Origin of the sequence: Pedobacter sp. (genome assembly GCF_037719805.1) — a bacterium.
GTDB lineage: Bacteria > Bacteroidota > Bacteroidia > Sphingobacteriales > Sphingobacteriaceae > Pedobacter.
The window spans coordinates 197,382-220,100 of record NZ_JBBJLZ010000006.1; the positions used below are offsets into that span (position 1 = coordinate 197,382).

Consider the following 22,719-nt stretch of genomic DNA (forward strand, 5'->3'; position numbering starts at 1 on the left):
TCTTTTTTATAATGCCGGACTTGTGAATCTTAATTTCCTGAGTCCTGTTTTAACCTCTGGGCTACTCATAAACAGGTCCCAAAGCAATCCAGAGCGTCCATTTTCAATCATCACCACGATGGGACCCTGGTCAATGCCTAAATATCTTTTGGGATACCAGTTCTTAGTCTCGCTGTAAGCGTCGTAAAACCCAAATTCTCCCCAAACCTTATCCCCTAAGTTCTCATACATATGCCTGATCATCTTCATTGACTTATCTGGAGTGAAAGGATACGAAGAAAGTGCCGCAGTAGGTGTAATTACTCCCAGATCATTTGCAGGACTATGGCCCGAGTATCCATCAACGGAATAACTCGCAGTCAAACCCCAGGAATTTTCGCCGTAACCCTTATAATTCTTAGGATTTTCTTTTGCATAGGCCCAATTGATCAAAGTGTGGTTTTTAGCCTCTTCAAAGTAATTTGCATACTTGTCCTTTAAGCCCGTCGGATTTAAACCAAGAAACGAATACTGAGACCAGAAAAGCGGACCAACGTTGTCTTTCTCGCCATTATGTTTGAGCTTGATTGGATAACCATAGGGTTTGATATCAGTATTAATTCCACCATTACGTGCCCAACCTTCATGATAAACTTCTGGCTTAATCGTATGAGTAGGAGAAGCGGCAGCCATCACATACATAATCAAACATTCATTAAAGCCTGTAACTGCAAAGTTCATTTTCCAGGCAACGTTTGGCGACCAATGCCAATACAATACGTTTTCTCCTTTTGTAAAAAAGTTCCAGTCAATGCCTTTCCATAAGGTATCAATCTGCGCTGCTAAAGCCTTTTCCGCTATGTTTCCGTCTTTGAAATACTGTCGGACGCACAACAACCCTTGAGCCAGGTAAGCAGTCTCCACAAGATCGGCTCCATCATCATTTTTACTAAATGGTTTTGCTTTTCCTGTGTTGCCGTCAATCCAATGCGGAAAAGCACCATGAAAGCGTTCTGCTTTCTCTAAAAAAGACACTCCTTTTTTAAGCCGTTCAAAACCTTCCTGACGGGTAATAAATTTGCGCTCGATTCCTACAAGGATAGACATTACACCAAAGCCAACTGCTCCGGTGGCAACTATATGCTTGTCATTTTGGGGATAAATGTCATCACTATGATAGCGTTCACGTGCAAGCCCGGAGTTGGGTTCCGCACCGTCCCAAAAGTATTGAAACGTCTGTTTCTGTACCAAAGTAAGCAATGCGTTGTCACTTAGATTTCGTTTAATTACAAGCGGATCCTCTACAATCCTCGCTTTACAGCTCGAGAGTCCAGCAATTAAAATAAATGCATAAAGTAATTTCATATTTACATTTTTTAGTCGGACTAAGTAAGCGACTGAAATTTAAAGCCAGCTGTTGAGAATATAATTAAGTTGAAGATCAGAATAATTACTTTGTGCGTGCAAATTATTTGCCTGCAACGCCAAGATTATATAGTGCCTTCACAATTGCATCCGGTAAGACAGTATTGTAAATTCTTATCTCATCAACATTACCAGTCATGGCGGCAAAAGAAGCGTCTGTATTGACAACTTTACCTGGGATTACATTATAGTTTCCACCTACAATGACTTCATTGGGCTCGTAAGACTTGAAAAGGTTGTTGTCTACTCCACGATCAGAATAGGAACCGATATTTACACCATTGCCGAAAATATTAAAACGACCCGTCAAGCCATTATAATTGATCACAATATGCGCCCAGGTCATAGTGCCAATTTTCGGAGATGCATTTGCATTAGCGTTGTCCTGCGTGCCGCCTCCAACCGTTGTGAAAACAGGCTGAATGCCTAGGAAATCTGTATTGGTTGCTGGCCGTGCCTGGGTATTTAAATTGATGTTGATGTTCCCGGTCAACATCCCAGGCCTTGCCAGTTGAAATAACATGGTTCTTTTTGAACCATTGTTAGCGATCTGAACCCACTGACTGATTGTAAAACTTTTAAAGACTTCTGTCCAGAAAGCTGCAAACTGCGTCCCGTAGTATAAATATCCTGCATTCAGGCTTGCAGCTTTGCCTTTAATACCGGCTACAAGTGTGTTGCCGACAGTAGCTGTCGGCGTAGTGGCACTAATGACTTCATTATAATTGTCATCAAAAGGAAAGTAAGCAACAAGATTTTCTTTATATACTTCGTCTGAAGATGCATATCCATCGACTGTTCCAGCGTATTTGCTTGCGTCAACCTCAGGAAGGTTATTTGGATTTCCGTCTTTTTTACAGGCAGAAAAGGCTACTGCCGAGAGGGCGATTCCCAACAGGCAGTATTTTTTATAAGAATGGAATAGTTTCATTTTCTAAAGTTTTAACGGAGATTAATAACCAAAATTCTGAGTGAGCGTACCTCTACTTAAGTCAATTTGCTGCTGTGGGATAGGTAATAAATTATCCCGTGCCGGGTTGAAACTCGTTTTACCCGCGGCTTGCATTGCTGCTCCAGAGATTCCCCACCTTACAATGTCAAAGAAACGGTCGTGCTCCATGGCCAGTTCAATCCTTCTTTCATGACGAATTGCGTCTCTTAAAACAGCTTGATCGGTAGTGGTTACGTTAGGAAGGATATCATTATTAGTACCTCTTGCCCTGGCGCGTACGCTATTTAATGCACCTAAAGCATTGGTGATATTTCCAGTTCCTCCAAGTTCATTCGCCGCCTCAGCATACATTAGAACCACATCTGCATACCGTAGGATCCGAACGTTCATCCACCATCCGCCACGACTGTTGTATAACGACCTGAAAGAAGGATTGGTTAATACCTTTTGATTATACTTTGGATTTGGTAAACCTGTAGGGGTAACCTCACCATAGATTGTTACACCAGGAGTAGTTGCTGTACTGGTATAGAGGATGGTACGTGTTCTTCTTGGATCCCCAGGCTCATAAGCAGCTTCTAAAGCTGCACTAGGCATGTTCCAGCCCCATCCTAAATTCCATTCATTTGATCCCCTTACGCCTTGAATGTTTGCGTATTGCACACCGTTAGTTTCCGGAACTGCCGCACTAGCAGTACCTTGTATCTCAAAAACTGATTCCCTACTATTTTCTCCGCTTTCACCAAATATCATAGTGTAAGAAGTACTTAGGTCATACTGACCAGAATTCATGACCATAGAAGCAGACGCCATGGCAGAACCCCATTTTTGTTGCGTCAGGTATACTTTGGCTAACATTCCGCTTGCAGCACCGCTGGTTGGACGACCCACAAACTTTCTGTCCCAACTTAAAGGTAAATTAGCAGCCGCAAACTGAAGGTCACTTTCAACCAAAGCATAGATCTCCTGAGGGGAACTTTGTGGGATATTCGAAGTTACTTCCTGAACTTTATCGATTTTAGGAACTCTTCCAAATGCCCTCACCAGAAAGAAGTAAGAATAACCACGCAGGAATCTAGCCTCTGCCTCAGCGGTTGTTTTTTGTAATGGTGTTGCCGCAATATCTGTATTGGTTTCAATCGCTACTAAAATCGCGTTGCAACGATTGATCATAGTAAAGTATTCAGTCCATAAAGTATTCACTCGTCCGTTGGTCAACACAGGGAAATTATCCATAGCAATCACATCTGCGCCACCATCAGCTGGAGTACTACCTTTATCCGCATCATCGCTCCTGATACTTGTAGCCACCATAAAGCCGTCCGAGACATAATTATAAGCCCTTAATGCATTGTATGCTGCGAATAAATTAGTGTCATAGGGACCAGATCCCTTTGGATAAGGGTAATTATCAGCAGTATATTCTCCTTGTCTTTGTGTGTCCAGGAAATCTTTACACCCCGGATTTACCGAAATAATCGTTGCCGTCATCAACGTGATGCAAAGATTTCTTTTAGTTATATTAGATAGTCTCATAATTCTTAGTCTTAAATAATTAGAAAGTAACATTCAAACCGAAGGAATAAATAGCAGGTACCGGATAAACTCCGTTGTCTGCTCCACCGCCTAAAATGCTGCCAATTTGCGCTTCTGGGGTATAACCTGTGGCTTTGCTCCAGGTCACAACATTTTGCCCACTTACATAAACACGTAATCTCTTAACGCCAATCGTATTTAGAAGCTCTGGAGCAAAGGCATAACCCAATTGAACAGTACGCAATCTAAAATAATCTCCAGGCTCCAGATAATAGGAGCTGAATTGGAAGTTGTTCCCACGTGTATTGTCAAGGATAGGCTCCACATTTGAAGTGCCCGGCGCAGTCCATGCATTCAGTCTATTCGACTCATAATTTAATACAGCGAAGTTATTCGTGCGTCTTTGCGTAAAGATCTCATTTCCAATCACTCCCTGACCCTCTATTAATGCATCAAAGCCTTTGTAACCTAAGGACAAACTCAAACCATAACTGTATGGCGGGAATGGAGTACCTAAATAAGTCCTGTCTAATGCAGAAATAATTCCATCTCCATTAATGTCCTCATAAGCGATATCACCAGGAAGAGAATTTGCAAAGGCAGGTTGCGTTAACAGGTCTCTTGCAGACTGGTAAATTCCAACCTGTTTATATCCATAAAAATAACCGATGGAATATCCAGTATTGGTCAAATTCACACCGCTATTTCCAGTGATCTGGAACTCAGTGGTATTGCCTAATGAGGCTACCTTATTCTTGTTGTAACTAAAGTTACCGGAGAGATTATAGCTAAAGTCGTCTCCGATCTTGTCCGTCCATCCTAATGTAACCTCGATACCCTTATTATTTATTTTACCAAGATTGGTAAAGAAGGGTAACTGACCGGCAAGAAGTGGGAAACTGGTCAGGATTCCATCCGTAGTCTTATCGTAAAGATTGATTTCTGCGTTCAATTTGCTGTCTAACGCGCGTACATCTAATCCGACATCCGTTCCCTGAACAATTTCAAACCTCAAATTTGGATCTGGGATATAAGCATTTTGAACGGAGGTATAGACATTGTCGCCAAATACTGCCGTTGCGCCGGTAGTTAAACCTTGCTGGAACAAGTTTCCTTGCACGCCATTTGAATTACCCAACCTTCCCCAGGAAGCACGTAATTTTAAGTATTCGATTCCTTTTATATTATCCTTGAAAAAGCTTTCTTCGCTCGCAATCCATCCTAAACCAACACTACCAAAAGTTCCCCATCTGTTTTCAGGAGAGAATCTTGAACTTCCGTCTCTACGAATGGTTCCATTGAATAAATATTTGTTGTTGTAGGAATAACTAACACGTGCAAATCCACCAGCTGTGCTTTCTTCAGCACCCTCACCTGCGTTGCCTAGGGTGTTGTTAACATTAATCAGATTTAAATACCAAAGATCAGGATCTCCAGGAACAATCAATGTACTGTCCTGGCGTGAGGCACTTACAAGAGAATTTGCCCAACGTAAGCTGGTAAAACCAGCTAAGGCAGTCAGCCTATGGCCTCCGGCGAACTCCTTCTCATATGTAATGGTATGATCCTGCTGGTATCGGTGAGCTTCAGATTGATTCTGACTGATTGACGAACGGAATTGGTTATCCGTAGTAGTCTCGGTAGCTCCTCCATTCTCTCCAATATTTATGAATGCAAATGGCGGACGACTATATCCTCTGCTGTGCGCATATCCATAATCAGCATATAGGGTAGAGCGTACAATGAAGTCTTTAAGCACTCTAAGTTCTGCAAACACACTTCCGTTGAAGCGATAATTTTTATTTACACTGGTTCCGTTATTCCTATTTATGGAGGCAATAGGATTGCCTACTTGTGCCCGTTGAAACGATGGCATAGCATAGTATGTGTTGTCATTTAATTGAACAGGAACAATAGGTGCAGCCCACAAAGCGTTGTTTAAGCCTGGACCTGCAGGGTTGTTTAAGCCTGCAACTGTTGGGTTCTTCTTCTCGTGAAAACCGGTAATGTTTCCTCCAATTTTGAAGTTATCAGTTACTCTGATCTCCTCATTCATCCTCAGGACGTATTTCTGATAGTCTTCATACTTTAATACACCCTCTTGAGTATTATATCCAAAATTGATGAGTGTAGTGGTTTTATCTCCACTATTTGAGAAAGTGAGACTGTTCGAACTAATAACACCTTTTCGAAAAATCAAGTCTTGCCAATCCGTGTTACCTGTATAGTTAGTATAGTCAAAGGGGGCAGCACCCAGATTTGCCAGCTGCGCAGAGTAAAGTTGCTTGAAGCCGGCAGCATCGACCACATCAATTTGATTCACGACACTTTGAACACCCACATTGCTTACGAAGTTAACGGTGGTTTGTCCACGGGCGGCACGCTTGGTAGTCACTGCTATTACCCCATTGGCACCTCGTAAACCGTAAATGGCAGAGGAAGAGGCATCACGTAAAAGATCTATAGATTCGATATCAGCCGGATTCAGATAGTCTATATTGTCCTGCAATAATCCATCAACTACGTATAAGGGGTTGGCACTGTTTGTACTACTGATTCCCCTGATCCTAATGACAGGCTGCGATCCTGCACCGCCTGAGTTGACCACTGTTAATCCCGCTACTTTTCCTTGTAGGGAAGCTAGTGGATTTACAGCAGGCAGACGGGCGAGGTCTTCTCCACTCACGCTGGAAATCGCACCTGTCAGGTCCTTTCGTTTTTGGGTACCATAGCCGACAACAACGACTTGCTCCAGATCCTGTGAAGAAGTAATCATGGAAACGTTAATTGTGGTTTGATTGTTCACCAATACTTCCCTGGACTCATATCCGATGTAGGTGATTACAAGTGTACCATTAGCAGGTACACTAATAGCGAACTTGCCTTCCGCATTGGTGACTGTTCCAGTGGTGGTACCCTTTAAGATTACTCCTGCCCCTGGGATAGGAAACTTTCCATCTGTGACTGTACCGTTTACGGTAATGTTCTGAGCAACAGCAACGGAAACACAGAGAAAACAGATAGCAACCACTAAGGCTAGTTGTGTAAAAATTCTTTTCATGGCTCGATAAATAAATTGATTAGTTGATGGTAGAAAATTTGAAGGAATATTGGTGGAAATCAAATAAAATACCTTGACATCAATACATCAAAGCTTCAATTTGTTTTGTTTATCTGGTATTGTGATGTTTATCTTTAGCTATTACATAGACTTATGAAAAAGATAATCATTATCGCATCGTTACTCTTGCTTAGCGAAATCACCCAGGCACAAAATTTTGTTGGAGACTGGAATGGGGTACTAAATATTCCCGGAGCCCAGAACCTTAAACTTCGCCTTGTACTTCATATTTCAGAAAAAGCGGGCGTTTATACTTCTACGATGGACAGTCCAGATCAGGGTGCAAAAGGGTTGTTAACCGATAAAACGGTGGTCTCAGATAACACAATTATCATAGAGGCATCAAAGCTCGCACTGAAGTATGTAGGGACTTACCAGGCAGACAGCAACAGAATCACTGGAACGTTCAGTCAGGGACCGGGTAGCATTCCTCTAACGTTGTATAAAGTTACCGCTTCAACTTATTCAGGCAGCAACAGTTCTCCTGGAGCAAAATCCGTTAAGCGTGCGCAAGACCCTTCAGATATCTCCTATCTTCAGGAGGAAGTAACATTTAATAACACAAAAGCAAACGTTCAACTTGCCGGAACGCTGACGATGCCTAAAGACAGAGGGGCGACCAAAAAGATAGTGATCCTGATTTCAGGATCCGGCCCGCAGAACCGAAATGAAGAAGTGGTGCAATTTAATCACCGCCCATTTTTAGTTTGGAGTGACTGGCTAACGCGACAAGGGATCGCAGTGTTGCGTTACGACGATCGTGGAGTAGGTAAATCAACTGGAAACTTTGGTACCTCTACCAGTGCGGACTTTGCAGATGACGTTCGTGCCGCAATAGCTTATCTCAAATCCCGAAGTGATCTTGCAAAATTAAGCATTGGCTTGATGGGACATAGTGAAGGAGGAATGATTGCCCCAATGGTTGCTGCTGATGACCAGACTATTGGATTTGTAGTTTTGCTTGCAGCTCCTGGAATTCCTACTACAGAAGTTCTTGTAAGGCAGTCGGCCGACCAAATGCGATTGCTTGGTGCGGCTGATAGTGTTATTAAAGTAAACACGGCAAGTAATGGAAAACTTTATCAACTTATTAAATCCCATAGGAATCTAGGCGTGGATGCATTAAAAATAAAACTGGATAGTGCGCTTAGTGCAGATTTAAGTAGCCGCGGAGCAGGCATGTTATCGAAAGCAGAGATTGATAAACAAGTAGCAGCCAATGTTAGCCAGATATCGGGACCTTGGTTTCGATACTTTATCTCATTTGATCCAACGGCGTATCTTACCAAATTAAAATGTTCGGTACTAGCCCTGAATGGAACTTTGGATATGCAGGTGAGCTATAAAGAGAACCTTGATGGGATTACCAACAGCCTAAAGAAAGCTGGAAACAAACGCTTTGAAGTATTGCCTCTAACAGGTCTGAACCACCTTTTTCAAACTGCAAAGACAGGAGGAGTAATAGAGTATGGTGAGATTGAGGAGACCGTTAGTCCAATCGCACTTGCAAAAGTTGTTGATTGGATTAATAAGCGCTAAAATATAAGCGAAGCTATTTCCAATTCTTATCGCTAAATTATATAAATGGAAAGAGTCATAGCCTTTATCAACAGCATAACCGCAATGCCCCTAGAAGACTTTGCGCTTTTGAGGCCCGGAGAGCAAGAAGATTGTTGTTAAAGATAGCATCATACGTGATGCGCAAAAAAGGTTGAACAGGAATCTTATTGTAAACACAGAGTAGTAACAAAACTTTTAGTGTAAACTTATTTCAGTATAGTACAAGTGTAGGACAGTAGTAGGTTGAACCGGGGTTGGTCCGGTGTTGGTCCGGGGTTGGTTCGGTATTGGTTCGTCCTAAGCCGGTCCAACCCCAACTCAATGCCCTGCCAAGACCGGTGTAACCTATACCGTGTGACGAACCAATGCCACATGTAGAAAAGGATTTAAATGTTGGGTTCCAGACACAGAGATTCCTGCGCCTGACAACTACTTGAAATAGGTCTAGACGTTTCAGCCAATTTAATAACGGTCATTATTTGGTGAAAAGCTGCTGGTTGAAATTGCCCGATTGCTTCTCAAATCTACTACCGATGAATCATTACGGAACCACGGTGATATTTTGTCCGGTGTCATAGATGCTTAGACCCCAGTCCAGTTTAATACGATATGTTCCCGGCGGGGTTAAATTCCCAAGAACAAGGGTAATTTTATTTGAAGTAACTGAACTTACATGAGCAGTATGACCAGCAAAATTAGCAGTAATGGTTCCACCATTGCTCTCAAATCCTTCACCTAAGATGGTAACGGTTGATCCTGCAGTTGCAGATACAGGTAAAACACTAATAAATTTGGTAGGCAGCACTTCAAAAAGCCCACCCGGGACAGGTACATCTCCAGCGTCATTTGTTATACTCAACGTATAGCTTTTTGGCTCCATACCCATATACACACTTCCTGCTATTTTAGAGTCTGAAACAGCATCAAAAGATAGTCCTCCACTGTTGTTAAACTTTACATAATAAGTTGCTCCTTTTGCAAATTTTCCTGTGATAAGAATTGGTGTCCCAGGGGCGCCCGTTTTAGGAGAAAATCCAGTGGCTTCTGGTTTGGTAATGGTAAGTGGACTAGAAGCTCTTACTGTATGCGGGCCGAAAGCGATGGAAACAGGATAGCTACTTCCGGTAAGATATTTGGCATTATGGTCTAACCTGAACGTTAACTTACCATCTTCATCCGCTGTAACCCATTGGTCAAAATTTCCGACTTTTACAGAAAAGTCGTTATAACCTTTTTGTAAATATAAATAGTTATCCAATTCTATGGTCATTACCTGCAAGTCTAATGCTGGATTTGGACTAATGGATCTAATTGCAGGTGGTGTCAAGCTAAACTCCCAGGGCAATACTGCACTTACCTTGCCTTTATTATAGCTTAGCGCTAGTTTCTCAGTCCGGATTTGTCCAGGAACACTAACATAAAATCCATGATCATAACCGGAGTTTCCAGTAACATCTGAACGCTCTCCGAAATTAACAAACAATGCATCTTTTGATAACGGGAGGTTATCTCCGGTAAATCTGATCTTGGTATTAATAGGTCCGGATTTGGGGTTCATGTCCTTGATGTTCGCCCAGATCCTAAACTCATAAGAGACAATAGCGGTGACTCCTGCTACCGAAGACCTGACTTCGACTGTTTGCCCATGTCCTACTGGAATCCCTGTTGGCACCTCGACAGTAATTTCATTATCTGTTATGTTTTTAACTAATGTTTGTATTCCCCCAAAAGTGATCTTAATATCATTTGCAGTTAAGCCTTTATAAACACCGGAAAGAGTAATTAAATCGCCTGTTTTCCCTTCATTAGGAACAATACTTGAGACAACTGTGCCTGTATAGCGGCTAGAAAATACCTGGCCATATCGTGTTCCATTTTTATCGGTTACGTAAGCTTTTACAACAAATAGCGCTTGAAGCCCATTTACTTCCGGGAATTTCAAGCTATTAATTGAAGTGGTGAAAAACCCAGAGGTAATTTCTCCCAGAGAAACTTTTGTCCCTTTTGATATTTCGTCCTCGGCATTGAACCAGTAAATAAATCCATGATCGGTAATTTTACCGCTTCCGGGATTAGTAATTCTCCCAACCACATCAACCCCTATTGGGCTATTGAATGTTAATGCAGAAGTTTCCACCTCAGCAGGAGGAATTTCGGGCGCTGGTGCTTTGTCCTTCCCGCAGCTCAATAAAATTAAAATAGATGATAAGATCAGTGTAGGCATGAAAAGCCTATGGCGGATAGCCGCCGAAAAATGGAGAATGTGCATTAATTTAGATTTTATTATCTAATATAGAGAATGGCTTTCGTAATTACGATTTCCCGGTTTTGTATCCTAAAATAGATTAAACAAAGGTTTATAGGAAGTGTTCAGGGTATGTCGGACCAAAGGACTTTTCGTGCTTTTCAATTCTACCAGCTTCCTTGTATTCTTACCGATTGTTTTCTTATTATACTGGTTCGTTTTTAATAAATCTCTCACATGGCAGAACATCCTGATTCTTATTGCGAGCTATGTTTTTTATGGCGGGTGGAGTGAGAGGTTTCTGCTACTCTTAATTGGCTCGACACTTCTTGATTACTTATATGGATTTGGGGTAGGTTCTAGCGACAAAACGAAATCTAAGTTCTTCCTTTGGCTCAGCATCATTAATAACCTAGGGATTCTGGGCATATTCAAATACTACAATTTCTTTGCATTACAGTTTCAGCAAGCATTCGAAGCAGCTGGCATTCACACCAATCCGGTTTTCCTGCAAATTGCCTTACCTGTGGGTCTTTCGTTCTACACCTTTCATGGAATGTCTTATGTGTTTGACATTTATCGTGGCGTGAGAAAACCGGTAACAAACTTTGTTGATTATTCTGTCTTTGTATCTTTTTTTCCGCTGTTGGTAGCAGGACCCATCGAAAGAGCAAATCACCTTTTGCCACAAGTTCAATCTAAAAGAACATTTAAATACAGTCAGGCAGTGGAAGGGTGCCGCCTGATCTTATGGGGTTTGTTCAAGAAGGTGGTGATTGCCGACAGTCTTGCGGTGATAGCCGACCAAATCTTCAATAATTACCAAGATTATAATGCATTCACATTATTGATCGGTGCAGTCGCATTTGCATTCCAGATCTATGGAGATTTTAGCGGCTATTCGGATATCGCCTTGGGTACCGCTAAGCTTTTTGGATTCGAATTGTTAAGCAACTTCAAGTTCCCTTACTTTTCGCGGAACATTGCCGAATTCTGGAGACGCTGGCATATCTCACTTTCTTCCTGGTTTAAGGATTACTTATACATCCCACTTGGGGGCTCCCGAAAAGGAAAGGCAAGAGCAGTAGTGAATACATTTATTATATTTTTGGTAAGTGGATTTTGGCACGGAGCAAGCTGGAACTTCATTACATGGGGATTTATCCACGCTTGTGGCTTTTTGCCGCTATTATTGTTAAATCGGAACCGGCAGTACATCAGTGATGTAGTTGCACAATCATCAAGCCTCCCTACAATAAAAGAAGCTTTTCAAATGCTCTCCACCTTTGCATTTGTCACCTTTGCCTGGATATTTTTCAGATCTGAGAGCCTTAGGTCGGCCTGGGGTTACGTTCAACAAATCATCATTAGCACGATTGAAAGTCCAAAGCAGTTTTTCACATTACCACAAGGCCTTAGTTCATTTGCATATATACTCCCATTGCTAATTATCGACTGGAACTTTAGACATAATGAGCGACAATTATTATTTAAAAACGTATGGTATAAGAACCTGTTCTATATTGGGTTAGGCATTTTAATTCTCTTTTATTTTGGTAAGAGGAATAGTTTTATTTACTTCCAATTCTGACTTTATGAATAAGTTTCTAAGACGTATTTTGATATACCTCGTTATAGTTGCATTTATTGGCTATGCGACGATTTACATCGTTACGAAGTTGAATCTCGGAAAAATGCTGGGAGAAAGCACAATGTACGCTATGTGGAAATACAAGAAAAAGCTGATCAATAGTTCTTATTCAGGAACCACAAATGTGATTATTGGCGATTCAAGAGCTATGATTGGTTTCAACCCAATCATTATCGGACATAACACACTCAACCTGGCTATAAGCGGAACCACTCCGTTTGAAGGATATTCCGTATTAAAACAGTTTTATCTGAACAATCACATTGACACACTAATTATCAGTTTTGGAATATATCATTACCTCGAAAGCGAGAGATTGGAAAGGTGGACCTTGCCGTATGCTTTACCTTCTAAGGATGACATCAATTACCTTGAAGCTGTTGAGAGGCAATTTGGAAGAACCATTGATAATCAAAAACCGAAATACAGTTTGTATTTAAAAAGAAAAGCCATTTATTTTCAGAATCCAATTATACTCAGAGAAACGTTCGTAGAAAACTTAAAGCAAAATGATTACGATCCGTCAGCTCTAAAAATGATGGCTGAAACAAAAGGTTTCAACAACCCAATGAAACTGGATTCATGCGACCAACTTAATGCAGAAGCTGGAATAGAAGGAATAAAAAAACGTTTTGACCCCAATCCGGTAATTATGAGTTATGTAGACTCGATCTATAATTTAAGTGTTAAAAACGGAGCATCAATTTTGTTTCTGATACCTCCTATTAATCATGCGAGTCTGAAACATTTAGAAAAGAAAATATTTTGGAAGCAATATCAACGCTTTAAACGCGACTTACAGCGTAAGTACCCAAGGATGATTTTTGACACTAAGTACGAGTCCCTTCCAAATACTTACTTTTATGACGCCAGTCATTTAAACAAAACAGGCGCTATGTTTATGTCTAATTACCTTAAACATAAACTGGATGTGCACTTGAAAGATTAATAAACTAGCTTCTTTAATCTTGTCCAGTGCCTCCTTGACGACTAGGCCCTAGTGAGCGATAGGTAATTAGGGCGTCTTAAAATTAAAGTTTCCCCACAACTGCGGCGTAAGTTCGGCTTCGCTGGCAAGATCCGAAGTCAGTCCGGTCGATTTATTATTCCAATATAGTCGCTGCATGGTTTGGAAACCATTTCCTCTCAGAATGCCAATGTCACCTTTGATGGTCTGATCTGGGCGCGGCTGCAGCTTTAGTAGGCTTAGCGGCACACTGATCTCATAGTTATTACCGTCTTGAGCCAGAACAATTTGTTTGCTCACATTTTCCACCCGGTCTATTGAAGTAGTTTTATTGATACCTAAACTGGAGATGAACTTGGTTGGCTCAGTCCCTGCCTGTGCATCCCTGGTGCGATACAATACTGCAATTGGCTGACCTTCAACCCTGGCAACCAAAAGGCGCTGGCCACCTTCAACATTGCCCAGCATCAAGTCGAGTGCTCCACCGGTTTTAAAGAGGTTAGAAAGCGATTCGGGCTTGTTGTTAAGAAGGGATGCATCGTCGGTTTTCCAGGCGGCGTATAGTCGGTTGCCGGAAATGGCAATGGCAGCTGAAGAGCTCTTGTCAATGGGCACAAAAGTAGCCGCCTCCCACTCGCCCAGTTTGCCATCGAGCACTGGAGCGGCATCAAGGATCGGAATCATCAATGGGCCTTGCTTTTGAGCCTGCTGACGCACAGCTTCTTGTTGCTGAAAATACTGCTGTGCGGCTTCGAGCATTGGCGCCGACACCTCGAGGTTACTTATGGGCAGACGACGAATTCCGTCTAATCCGTCAAGCCGCATGATGCTGGACGTGCCGCCTGTGATATAAATGTTGCCATCAGATGTTTGCGAGATCGATGGCCAAAAAGCTTCTTCCTGCAAACTGTATTCATTCATCTTACGGTTATACTGTTCGTCCGGCGCATTAAACGAAGCCAAGCGCGAATCCTTAAAAAGTGTGGCGACAAAAAGTCCATCAGCAGTGAACAAGTATACATTACCCTTGTTGCCGTTAATCGCCCACAATGGCCCAGCGTCAGAACCTTTGGGTGTAACAAAGCCGCCTAGTAACCGCGTAGTGCCAAGAAGCTGTCCCGGATGCTCAGGCAAAGGAGCATCATGACTCGCATGTAGTCCGTGCCACAAGCTTGGATAACTCCATTTCGCCACTCCGTTCTGGACACCGCCAACACCATAAGCAGAGAAAGGCTTTGGCGCATTGGTTAGCACCGTCCAGCCGTTAGCTGCCTGAATTACTTGGTCGCCACCACTGGAAACCGGACTTTGCGCCCCGTCAGCGAGCACTTGACCTCGACTTAAATCATACCGTGGCGTGCCTTTGCTATCGAAGCTGACTGGAGCAAAGCGGGTAGCCTTATTGTTCAGGCGCGCTACGATGAACGACAGATCGGGCATCAAGGTAATACCCCCAATATCTGATCCGGCCAGAGCAAAATCTACTTCAGCGGGCTGCGCTTGCGCATCGCTATTAGTATCTGACCAGGTAAAGACAAGACGCTCTGCTTCACGGTAATCTTTTGGCAACCGCGCTCGAAAAGCAGCAGCATTGGGGGTTTGCAGACATTTAGGACCCGCGGAAGCCCAGTCAAAGTTGATATTTGGATCAACATGCCGAACGTTGTGGCTTGTGCCACGCAAATCTCCGTAGACTGAACCAGCGAAATAATGTCCGGTAATTCCTCCCGCTTGCCGGGACTCCCGGCTAGGGAAAAGCTGGCTTGGCGGCACAATTTCGCGCGGCTGGTCCTTGCTTTCCCAAAATAAGCGAGCCTGGGCACTCGATTGATTCTGGTAAAACTCCATGGTAATGTCGTAGCGCTTCCCTGCTTCAAGCATGATGGTGCCGGAATCTTCGGTAAGCCCTTTTTCCTCCCAACGGTTAATCAACTGCTTGTCACTGATCCACAAGCGAACACCATCATCAGTTAGGGTGCTGAACTTATAAATTTGGCTATGTCGAGGTACAATTTGTCCCGTCCAGCGCACGTAAAAGTGCTTGTTATAGTTTGGCAGCGTCCAAGCCAGGACGCCCCAACCATAAGCGCTACCAAACCCGGCGCGTGGAAATGCCACATTTTTTTCCATCGTCCAAAGGAAACCAGTTTCAATGCCGCCGGTTGGGTTGGTATTGAACACATTAGTCAAATACTGCCTGTTATTATGATAGAGGACTTTTTGCGGCTGCGTTGATCCTATGGCGCCTTGCGGCAAGTTTGCCGGGTTCGAGTCTCCGCGCGAATAAACGTTAAGCAATTTGTTGCTGCGGTTGTTCCAATCCAGCCCGAAGGTCATACCTCCACCTTCACCTGCGTAATGGAACAGATTCTTGTCCCGTGGATCCAGTTCGCCACCACCACCATATTGCGACGGCCCATAGAACGCGCTAACGAGTTGCCCCTTACTTGTCCACACGCTTAAACGCTTTGGAGTAAAGTCGTTCTCCGCTACCCATAACCGGTTCTGGCCGTCAATGGCAATACCTAGCGGATTGTTCATGTGATTGGGTTCATATAATCCTGGCTTCGGCTTTCCCGGATAGCCAATAGAGCGAACAAATTTCCCGCCGGGCTCAAACACTTTAACCTGATGCGAGTTGCCATGATCGCTGATAAATATTTCATCTTTTGCATTTAAGGTCAGGCGTTGCGGATCTTCCAGATTAGCATTGATCAGAACTTGCGGCTTTGATAACTTTCTTGGATCGGATGATAATTGGTAGCGAAGCACGCGATTGCCCGATATTACCAGCAAACGGCCTTTGGAATCAAAAGCTATACCACGCGGATCTTTAATTGTAGTAGTGCCAAGCGCTTTGTGCGCATGTGCATCAACAAAGAGCAGCTGATTGGTTACCGGTAAACTGGCGATAAGCAGGCCATTACGCACTGCAAGACCGGCGATGCCATGCTGGGCACCATATCCTTTATCACTGAGATCTGGTGTTCCGGCAGGGAACTTCCATGTTGGCGTCAACAGCGGCCTGTCCTCACCAGTTCCCATGCGCGCATCATTACCGCCACCAAGCGATTTTGGTAACAGTTCGGTAAGGCGCAGCTCATTGTCCCAGGCGACTGCAGCGTAAGCGTAAATTCCTTCTACAGGCTTCGAACCTGCATCGCGAGCCAATTCTGTAACGCCAGTCCAGGCGCCTCCTACCCAACCCTGGCCCCACACCTTGTTGCCTCGCGTATCCATCCAGGCCAGGCCGCTACCGCCTTCACTAACCCAACTGCCCGCCAGAACCTGGCCACCAGCGATAGATTTGCCGCCGCGTAGTGGCGCATTCTTTTCAGGAACCCATAAAATAGCCGAGGGCGGCGTATGATTGGTAAGCCATTCGCTTGATTTGTCGCCGGTATACCAGGGCGGCTTGCCATGTGAGTACACGCTCATCTCATAACGCGCCTCAATTTCCGGGCGAACCAGACCACGAACAGTATATTTTCCAGGAGTAACAAGGTTGCCAGTCACTACTGATTTTGCACGTCCTAAATCATCAAGGCCATCCCAGTAAGCTGTATTATCTCCGGCAGCAAATCGCGTTTCTGAGATTAAGTTTCGCACCCGTTTACCGTTAGCATCTTCAATTACCAGGGTGACAAAACCGGCTTGTTTAAATGTAAATGGAATAGGAATCGGTGGCTGAGCACTAGTATGGCTAGTTGCCAAGCTCAAGAAGCCTGCTAGTATCAGTTTGCAAATATGTTTAATCATAATCTTCGACTAAAGGTAAGGCAGATCCCGAGCTGCACAAAGGTTATATACCTTCTTAAAAATTAAGGCATCAATTATTCTTTTTTATTTCGGTAAAATAAGATTTCCCGTCAAAATACACCCGGAAATTGAAAGCTGGATTGTTAAGCACATAAGATTGGTGACCGGTTTTGGTGACACTGAAGTCTGGATAGACCTTAAGGATATCATCTTTGATCACACCTGCATTCAGGTTATAAGTATATCCATGACTGACGAAGATCGTTTGCAGGTGCTTTTGATTGTCGAAAACTACATAATAAACCCCGCAAAGACCGTCAATCAGGTCCAATTGAGGCGGTTTACTAAAATAGGAATTAATGGTTGCCGGTCTCATTTGGGATGGATCGCTAATGCGATCGATAAAAGGCATAGTTACAGGGACAGTGTCAAGGTAAGCAAAGGTAATTTTCTCCCACCAGGTGCCTATTTTCTTATCCTTCAAAGCGTAAAACTTTCCACTTGCATTTTGCTTGAATCCGTCTTCATAATTTATTGTATAGTTAAAAATGTTCCATCCTTCTTTTAGCACATTTGTCTTAAAGCCATAGATATAAGCCCCGTTATTAATATCCTCAGAGCCTATATTCAAACCTGTGGCGGTATAGATTTGAGCTCCTTCTGAATAAACGTCATAACCGATAATTTTCGAGGCTTTCCCAACGGTACTTTTGGGAAAGTCCATATATAGGAAAATGTCTGGTTTACTTCCGGCGCTCATCACGTGTAGAACCTGCTTAAGTTCAGAAGTTACACGTTTGTAATTGTCGACAGTATCTGGTGCAGGAGTGCGTTTGCCACATGAAGTAATAACCAAGGCTAAAAAAAGCAAATACAATAAATTTTTCATCGGTAAGTAAAATACAAATTCCTGATCTAAGAATCAACAGAATTCCTGTTCAAAAAGCCTAAAAAGCTATAGACATCGCTTTGGGACGCCATGACTGTCTAATACAATTGGGCAGGACCGCAACTCTCGACGGTTGCATGAAGTTGCTTAATGTTTTGGTGGAACCATCATTTAAGATGTTAACTGCATAATAATCAATGTCTCAGGTAAACCAAAACTTCTATCGTTTGTTATTACCAAAATAAATATTGTTATATTTGATCAATGGACAAGAAAAAGGATTTCAGCCACATTATACAGTCTGATAGCAGCGGCAAACTTTACATCAAAAGTCCCGACTTTTTCGGTCAGCCTAAGGTTCAGCAGATGATCAGTTCGATAATGGCCTCTAATATCTTTAAAAAGATCGCGAACGAAAAGCATAACAAATAAACGTATGCCTTTTAATCTGCTCATTTTCCCCCTTGTGGGCGGTTATTACATTTTAATTCGTTTCCAATATCTACGCTACATACAATACCGCTTAGAAAGCCAGCGGATTCTGCTAAACTCAGCCTTTGCCGGAATAATTCTCCTAGTTGTATGTTTTATGCTCAGGACAATTGTTCAGCTACTCTCTCCATCTTTTATTGAATACCTCGGTGCTCTAATGCCAATAAAATCCGCCTATTTTGGCACCACTAGCTTTACTTTATTCGCAGCCGTGGTTTTTACTGAAATCGCTAACCTATTTATTGACAGGAAAAAGGCAATAAAAAACTCGCTTGAAAAAGCCGGCAACGAGTTCGAGCTGCTATTAAGTTCGTCATTTTTCGATGCCCATCTCCTGCAATTTACTATGGACAGTGGCAAAGTGTATATAGGCTGGGTAAAAGAACTTCCAAAACCGTTTACAACCAGCTATATTAGAATCACGCCTGCACTGAGTGGCTATAGGGATGAAAAAAAAGAATTGGTATTTACCACCCAATACTTAACTGTCTATGCGTCTTACATCGCCGACGGTTCTGTTACTGATCAAAGTGAATTAAAAACGGACCTTGTGTTGAAGGTAGACAAAATCAATTCCACCTCTTTTTTCGATATGGAGATGTATAAGCGATTCAACCCGGGTGAAGAAGAAGCTGATCCAGCGGGTGAACAACAAGTAGACTGATAGCTGCGCCAAAGACAACGGTTCTTTGTCGCAATTATGGATAGAGACCAGCTATCAGGGCATTGAAGCATTTAGCTTTTTACCCTGATCTTGAATAATACCGCAGTTCAGCATTCCGATTCACGAGACTGGACAAACATTCTTATAAAATTATACCCGAAAGGGAGCAACAATCCATTAAATCTTAAAACATACCCTTACGGGTACAATATTATTGATATTCTGAAATATTGTACCCGAAAGGGTGTGTAATAGGTAATTAATTCATATCTTATACCCTTTAGGGTATGAGATATGAAAGAAATAGTAACATTCATTAAAAATTCCAGGAAAAAGCATAGGCTTACCCAGGAAGAACTGGCATTCAAGGCAGGCGTCGGACTCCGCTTCCTGCGCGAACTGGAAAGAGGAAAAACAACGGTACGGCTTGACAAAGTAAACATCGTGCTGAACATGTTTGGAAAGGAACTTGGTGTAACCGATAAACAACCAGAAAATGACCAATAGAGCAAAAGTTCTGTACAGTAACCAACTGGCAGGATACCTTGAAAAAACCGATAACGGATACAGTTTTACTTACGATCAGGGCTATTTAAAGAGCGAGCATCCTAAACCGGTCAGCCAAACCCTGCCACTGAGCCCCTATACCAAAACCAGCCGGACATTGTTCCCGTTTTTTGACGGACTTATACCGGAAGGATGGCTGCTGAATATTGCAAGCAACCATTGGAAAATTGACAGAACCCACCGGTTTGAACTGCTGATCACCCTATGCATGGACACCATCGGTGCAGTCACCGTTGAACCCATAGAAGAGGAGGCATCAAATGGCTAATTGTTTATTTTGTTATCAGGCCCTGGAACCCGGACTGACCTACCATGCCAGGTGCTGCAAGAAATTCTTTGGCACGGAAAAAATGCCTGAACTGGCATTGGATAAAACTACGCTGGATAAACTGGCAGAAGAAACGGTGAAGAAACGGATCGCAGTAACCGGAGTTCAACCCAAACTGTCCCTTGACCTTGAAAATAATACTGCCGGGAAGCGCCTGACTATTGTTGGCCTGCGGGGCAGGTACATCCTGAAACCTCAAAATACCGAATTTGCGGCTATGCCCGAAGTGGAAGACCTTACCATGCATCTGGCAGAGCTGTTCAAAATCTCAACCTGCCAGCATGCCCTTATGCCCATAGCAGACGGCAGCCTGGCCTACATTGCCAAAAGATTTGACCGGGAGGACAACAAAAAAATTCATATGGAAGATTTTTGCCAGCTAGGCGGCTTTCAGACCGAACAGAAATACGACAGTTCCTACGAGCGCTGTGGCAAACTGATCAGTACTTACTGCAGTAACAAGGGACTGGACCTTCATGCCTATTTTGAGCTGCTGGTATTCAGTTTCTTAAGCGGCAACAGCGACATGCACATGAAGAATTTTTCCATCCTCTATCAGGGAGAAGAGATTGTGCTCTCACCGGCATACGACCTGATCAACAGCGCCCTGGTCTTTCCAAAGGACAAAGACGATATGGCTATGATGTTGAGCGGACGCAAAAGCAAAATCAAGCTAAAGGATTTTGAAAACCTAGCAAAATCCCTGGGTCTGTCAGATAAGGTTTTTCAAAGGGTGATCACCAAATATACCGGAGCCCAGGACAAAGTATTTGCGCTGATAGACCAGTCATTCCTGTCCCTGGACTACAAGGCAAACTACAAAAAGATCTGGCTGGAGCGGAGCTCGCGATTAGAATCTTATTAAAATCTTTATCCCATATATGAAATCGGCGAAGACCAATTTTCCCATATTGGTTTTCACTAACAACTTCGTAAAGTGGAGAGGTTTCCTTAGATGAAGTATTTAAGTTAGAAATCGTTCTACGTATTCCCCAATAACAGGGTGACGTCTTCAAAAACAACTGAGATTTCTTCAATAAATAAAAATATGGACAATTTTCCCGACCTAAGCCTGTTAGGGAGGTATCCGAAGTACTTTTTAAATGCAGTGCTGAAATGGGTTGCATATTTATAACCCATTTTTAAAGAGACCTCTGCTACAGTGAGATCTTTCGCAATCAACATAGCCTTGGCTTGTTCCATCTTATACTGGCTGAGATAACCATACACTGTAGTGCCAAATGCGATCTTAAAGTTCCGTTTCAAATTGAATTCGTTAGTGCCCACAAGATGGGCCAGAGCGCGTAATGACAACTGTTCGCCTGTATGACTAATGATGATTTCCCTTGCTACAAGCATCTTGTCCAATTCTTGTTTCTTTAAGTGTATTGGCTTTTCTTCCAGCTGAGTCAATTCAAACTGTGAAATCTGTAATGCTAATAGTTCAATGACTTTAGACTTCAACAACAATTGGGCACAAAATCCACTATGGGTAGTTTGATCTAACCACTGTAAGATCGCGCTAATCTCCGGAGTGAGGTGCATATTAAGTTTAGAGAGCACCTGGGGTGTATCCATGGCCATCCCTCCGTTTAGTTGTGCCCACGCGGGATGATTGCCAGGCAGATACCTGTCGAGGAAACTACTGCTCAAGTAAATACAAATGACCTCGTCTTTGGCATCATTAAGGAGCAGATGGTCGTGATTGACGGGGAAATTTATAGAACCGCTGACATGAATTTTGCGTTCAGAATTATCTGCCAGATAAACAAGCCGTTAGAAGCCAAAAAAAATGGAGTTAACTCTAAATCTAGAACTAACTCCAATTAAGTGCACTTGTAGGGATTCGAACCCCAAACCTTCTCATCCGTAGTGAGATGCTCTATCCAATTGAGCTACAAATGCATGTTTTCCGCTTTGTTAACGGACTGCAAAAGTAATGCTTGGAAACCAATTTAACAATTTTTTCAGCAAATTATTCAATGCGGTCCGTTAACGTTATGAAAACTAGCTTTCTATGACCTTTTTAATCGCATCAAAGTCTGGCATATTACCGGCATCTTCCAAAACTTCCGCATAAAGTACTTTTCCTTCTTCATCCAAAACGAAAGCCGCACGCTTTGAAACTCCTTTCAAATTGAACGCAAATTCTGGATAGTAAGCACCGAACGCCTGTGAAACTTCTTTGTTGAAATCTGACAGCAGAGGAAATTGATATGCCTGATCTTCTTTGAATTTGGCGAGCGTAAATGGTGAATCTACTGAAATACCCACAACTTCAGCATTCATGCCTTCATAGAAGCCAAAGCTATCACGCATCGTGCAAAGTTGCGCAGTGCAGACTCCTGTAAAAGCCATTGGAAAAAATTGAATAACCAGCTTTTTACCTGCGTAATCTGCCAGGGAAACCTCTTTTAATTCTGAACTAAATAATTTGAAATCCGGAGATTGATCTCCCACATGTAAAGCCATAACTTTTTTTGATAAATATAAATACTGGATACACTACCTGATGTTTTTCAATGTAAAAAGGTAAATAAAAAGGTAAGCAGTTGATAAGGGCTTTGTATAAGACCAACATGTG

17 protein-coding genes and 1 tRNA gene are annotated in these 22,719 nt (G+C 42.8%); 8 read left to right on the plus strand and 10 right to left on the minus strand.

Annotated features, from left to right (window positions below; genetic code table 11):
• Window positions 1–6: 6 nt before the first annotated feature.
• The 4 genes from WKF66_RS20200 to WKF66_RS20215 all read right to left on the minus strand — a co-directional run bounded on the left by WKF66_RS20200 (window position 7) and on the right by WKF66_RS20215 (window position 6,953).
• Complete coding sequence (locus WKF66_RS20200) at window positions 7–1,344, minus strand: glucoamylase family protein (protein WP_489676316.1); 1,338 nt, start codon at window positions 1,342–1,344, stop codon at window positions 7–9.
• Window positions 1,345–1,447: 103 nt separating this feature from the next.
• Complete coding sequence (locus WKF66_RS20205) at window positions 1,448–2,335, minus strand: LamG-like jellyroll fold domain-containing protein (protein WP_489676317.1); 888 nt, start codon at window positions 2,333–2,335, stop codon at window positions 1,448–1,450.
• A 21-nt stretch (window positions 2,336–2,356) separates the two neighbouring features.
• Entirely contained in the window at window positions 2,357–3,892 is a 1,536-nt protein-coding gene (locus WKF66_RS20210; protein ID WP_489676318.1) for a RagB/SusD family nutrient uptake outer membrane protein, read from the minus strand.
• A 19-nt stretch (window positions 3,893–3,911) separates the two neighbouring features.
• Window positions 3,912–6,953, minus strand: coding sequence for a SusC/RagA family TonB-linked outer membrane protein (locus tag WKF66_RS20215; RefSeq protein WP_489676319.1), 3,042 nt, complete (start codon window positions 6,951–6,953; stop codon window positions 3,912–3,914).
• A gap of 153 nt (window positions 6,954–7,106) precedes the next feature.
• Here WKF66_RS20215 and WKF66_RS20220 point away from each other — a divergent pair, with 153 nt between their 5' ends.
• On the plus strand, window positions 7,107–8,552 hold the full coding sequence (locus tag WKF66_RS20220) for an alpha/beta hydrolase family protein (RefSeq protein WP_489676320.1): 1,446 nt from the start codon (window positions 7,107–7,109) through the stop codon (window positions 8,550–8,552).
• A gap of 562 nt (window positions 8,553–9,114) precedes the next feature.
• On the opposite strand, the gene WKF66_RS20225 is transcribed toward WKF66_RS20220, so the two are convergent.
• Window positions 9,115–10,842 carry an IPT/TIG domain-containing protein gene (locus tag WKF66_RS20225; RefSeq protein WP_489676321.1) on the minus strand — a complete coding sequence of 576 codons (1,728 nt, stop codon included), beginning with the start codon at window positions 10,840–10,842 and terminating at the stop codon, window positions 9,115–9,117.
• Between the two features lie 97 nt (window positions 10,843–10,939).
• On the opposite strand from WKF66_RS20225, the gene WKF66_RS20230 reads away from it, so the two are divergent.
• Window positions 10,940–12,409: an MBOAT family O-acyltransferase gene (locus WKF66_RS20230; protein WP_489676322.1), complete on the plus strand. Its 1,470-nt coding sequence runs from the start codon at window positions 10,940–10,942 to the stop codon at window positions 12,407–12,409.
• 4 nt (window positions 12,410–12,413) lie between these two features.
• Entirely contained in the window at window positions 12,414–13,418 is a 1,005-nt protein-coding gene (locus WKF66_RS20235) for a hypothetical protein (RefSeq protein WP_489676323.1), read from the plus strand.
• Window positions 13,419–13,484: 66 nt separating this feature from the next.
• Here the strand turns inward: WKF66_RS20235 and WKF66_RS20240 are convergent, their stop codons facing one another.
• A complete protein-coding gene (locus tag WKF66_RS20240) occupies window positions 13,485–17,195 on the minus strand; it encodes a PA14 domain-containing protein (protein WP_489676324.1) in 3,711 nt (1,236 codons plus the stop codon).
• A gap of 70 nt (window positions 17,196–17,265) precedes the next feature.
• Entirely contained in the window at window positions 17,266–18,084 is an 819-nt protein-coding gene (locus WKF66_RS20245) for a hypothetical protein (protein WP_489676325.1), read from the minus strand.
• Window positions 18,085–18,348: 264 nt separating this feature from the next.
• On the opposite strand from WKF66_RS20245, the gene WKF66_RS20250 reads away from it, so the two are divergent.
• From WKF66_RS20250 to WKF66_RS20270, 5 genes are all read left to right on the plus strand, one after another.
• A complete protein-coding gene (locus WKF66_RS20250; protein ID WP_489676326.1) occupies window positions 18,349–18,516 on the plus strand; it encodes a hypothetical protein in 168 nt (55 codons plus the stop codon).
• Between the two features lie 157 nt (window positions 18,517–18,673).
• Window positions 18,674–19,240, plus strand: coding sequence for a hypothetical protein (locus WKF66_RS20255; protein WP_489676327.1), 567 nt, complete (start codon window positions 18,674–18,676; stop codon window positions 19,238–19,240).
• Window positions 19,241–19,534: 294 nt separating this feature from the next.
• A complete protein-coding gene (locus WKF66_RS20260) occupies window positions 19,535–19,747 on the plus strand; it encodes a helix-turn-helix domain-containing protein (RefSeq protein ID WP_489676328.1) in 213 nt (70 codons plus the stop codon).
• Window positions 19,737–20,075 carry a HipA N-terminal domain-containing protein gene (locus WKF66_RS20265; RefSeq protein WP_489676329.1) on the plus strand — a complete coding sequence of 113 codons (339 nt, stop codon included), beginning with the start codon at window positions 19,737–19,739 and terminating at the stop codon, window positions 20,073–20,075. The genes WKF66_RS20260 and WKF66_RS20265 overlap by 11 nt, the downstream gene beginning before the upstream one ends.
• Complete coding sequence (locus WKF66_RS20270) at window positions 20,068–21,000, plus strand: HipA domain-containing protein (protein ID WP_489676330.1); 933 nt, start codon at window positions 20,068–20,070, stop codon at window positions 20,998–21,000. Before WKF66_RS20265 ends, WKF66_RS20270 begins: the two co-directional genes overlap by 8 nt.
• A gap of 116 nt (window positions 21,001–21,116) precedes the next feature.
• On the opposite strand, the gene WKF66_RS20275 is transcribed toward WKF66_RS20270, so the two are convergent.
• The 3 genes from WKF66_RS20275 to WKF66_RS20285 all read right to left on the minus strand — a co-directional run bounded on the left by WKF66_RS20275 (window position 21,117) and on the right by WKF66_RS20285 (window position 22,607).
• Window positions 21,117–21,788 carry a helix-turn-helix domain-containing protein gene (locus WKF66_RS20275; RefSeq protein ID WP_489676331.1) on the minus strand — a complete coding sequence of 224 codons (672 nt, stop codon included), beginning with the start codon at window positions 21,786–21,788 and terminating at the stop codon, window positions 21,117–21,119.
• A gap of 178 nt (window positions 21,789–21,966) precedes the next feature.
• Window positions 21,967–22,040 (minus strand) — tRNA-Arg (locus WKF66_RS20280).
• 102 nt (window positions 22,041–22,142) lie between these two features.
• The gene (locus WKF66_RS20285; RefSeq protein ID WP_489676332.1) at window positions 22,143–22,607 is read right to left on the minus strand and encodes a redoxin domain-containing protein; all 465 of its coding nucleotides are present in this window, start codon (window positions 22,605–22,607) and stop codon (window positions 22,143–22,145) included.
• Window positions 22,608–22,719: the final 112 nt, after the last annotated feature.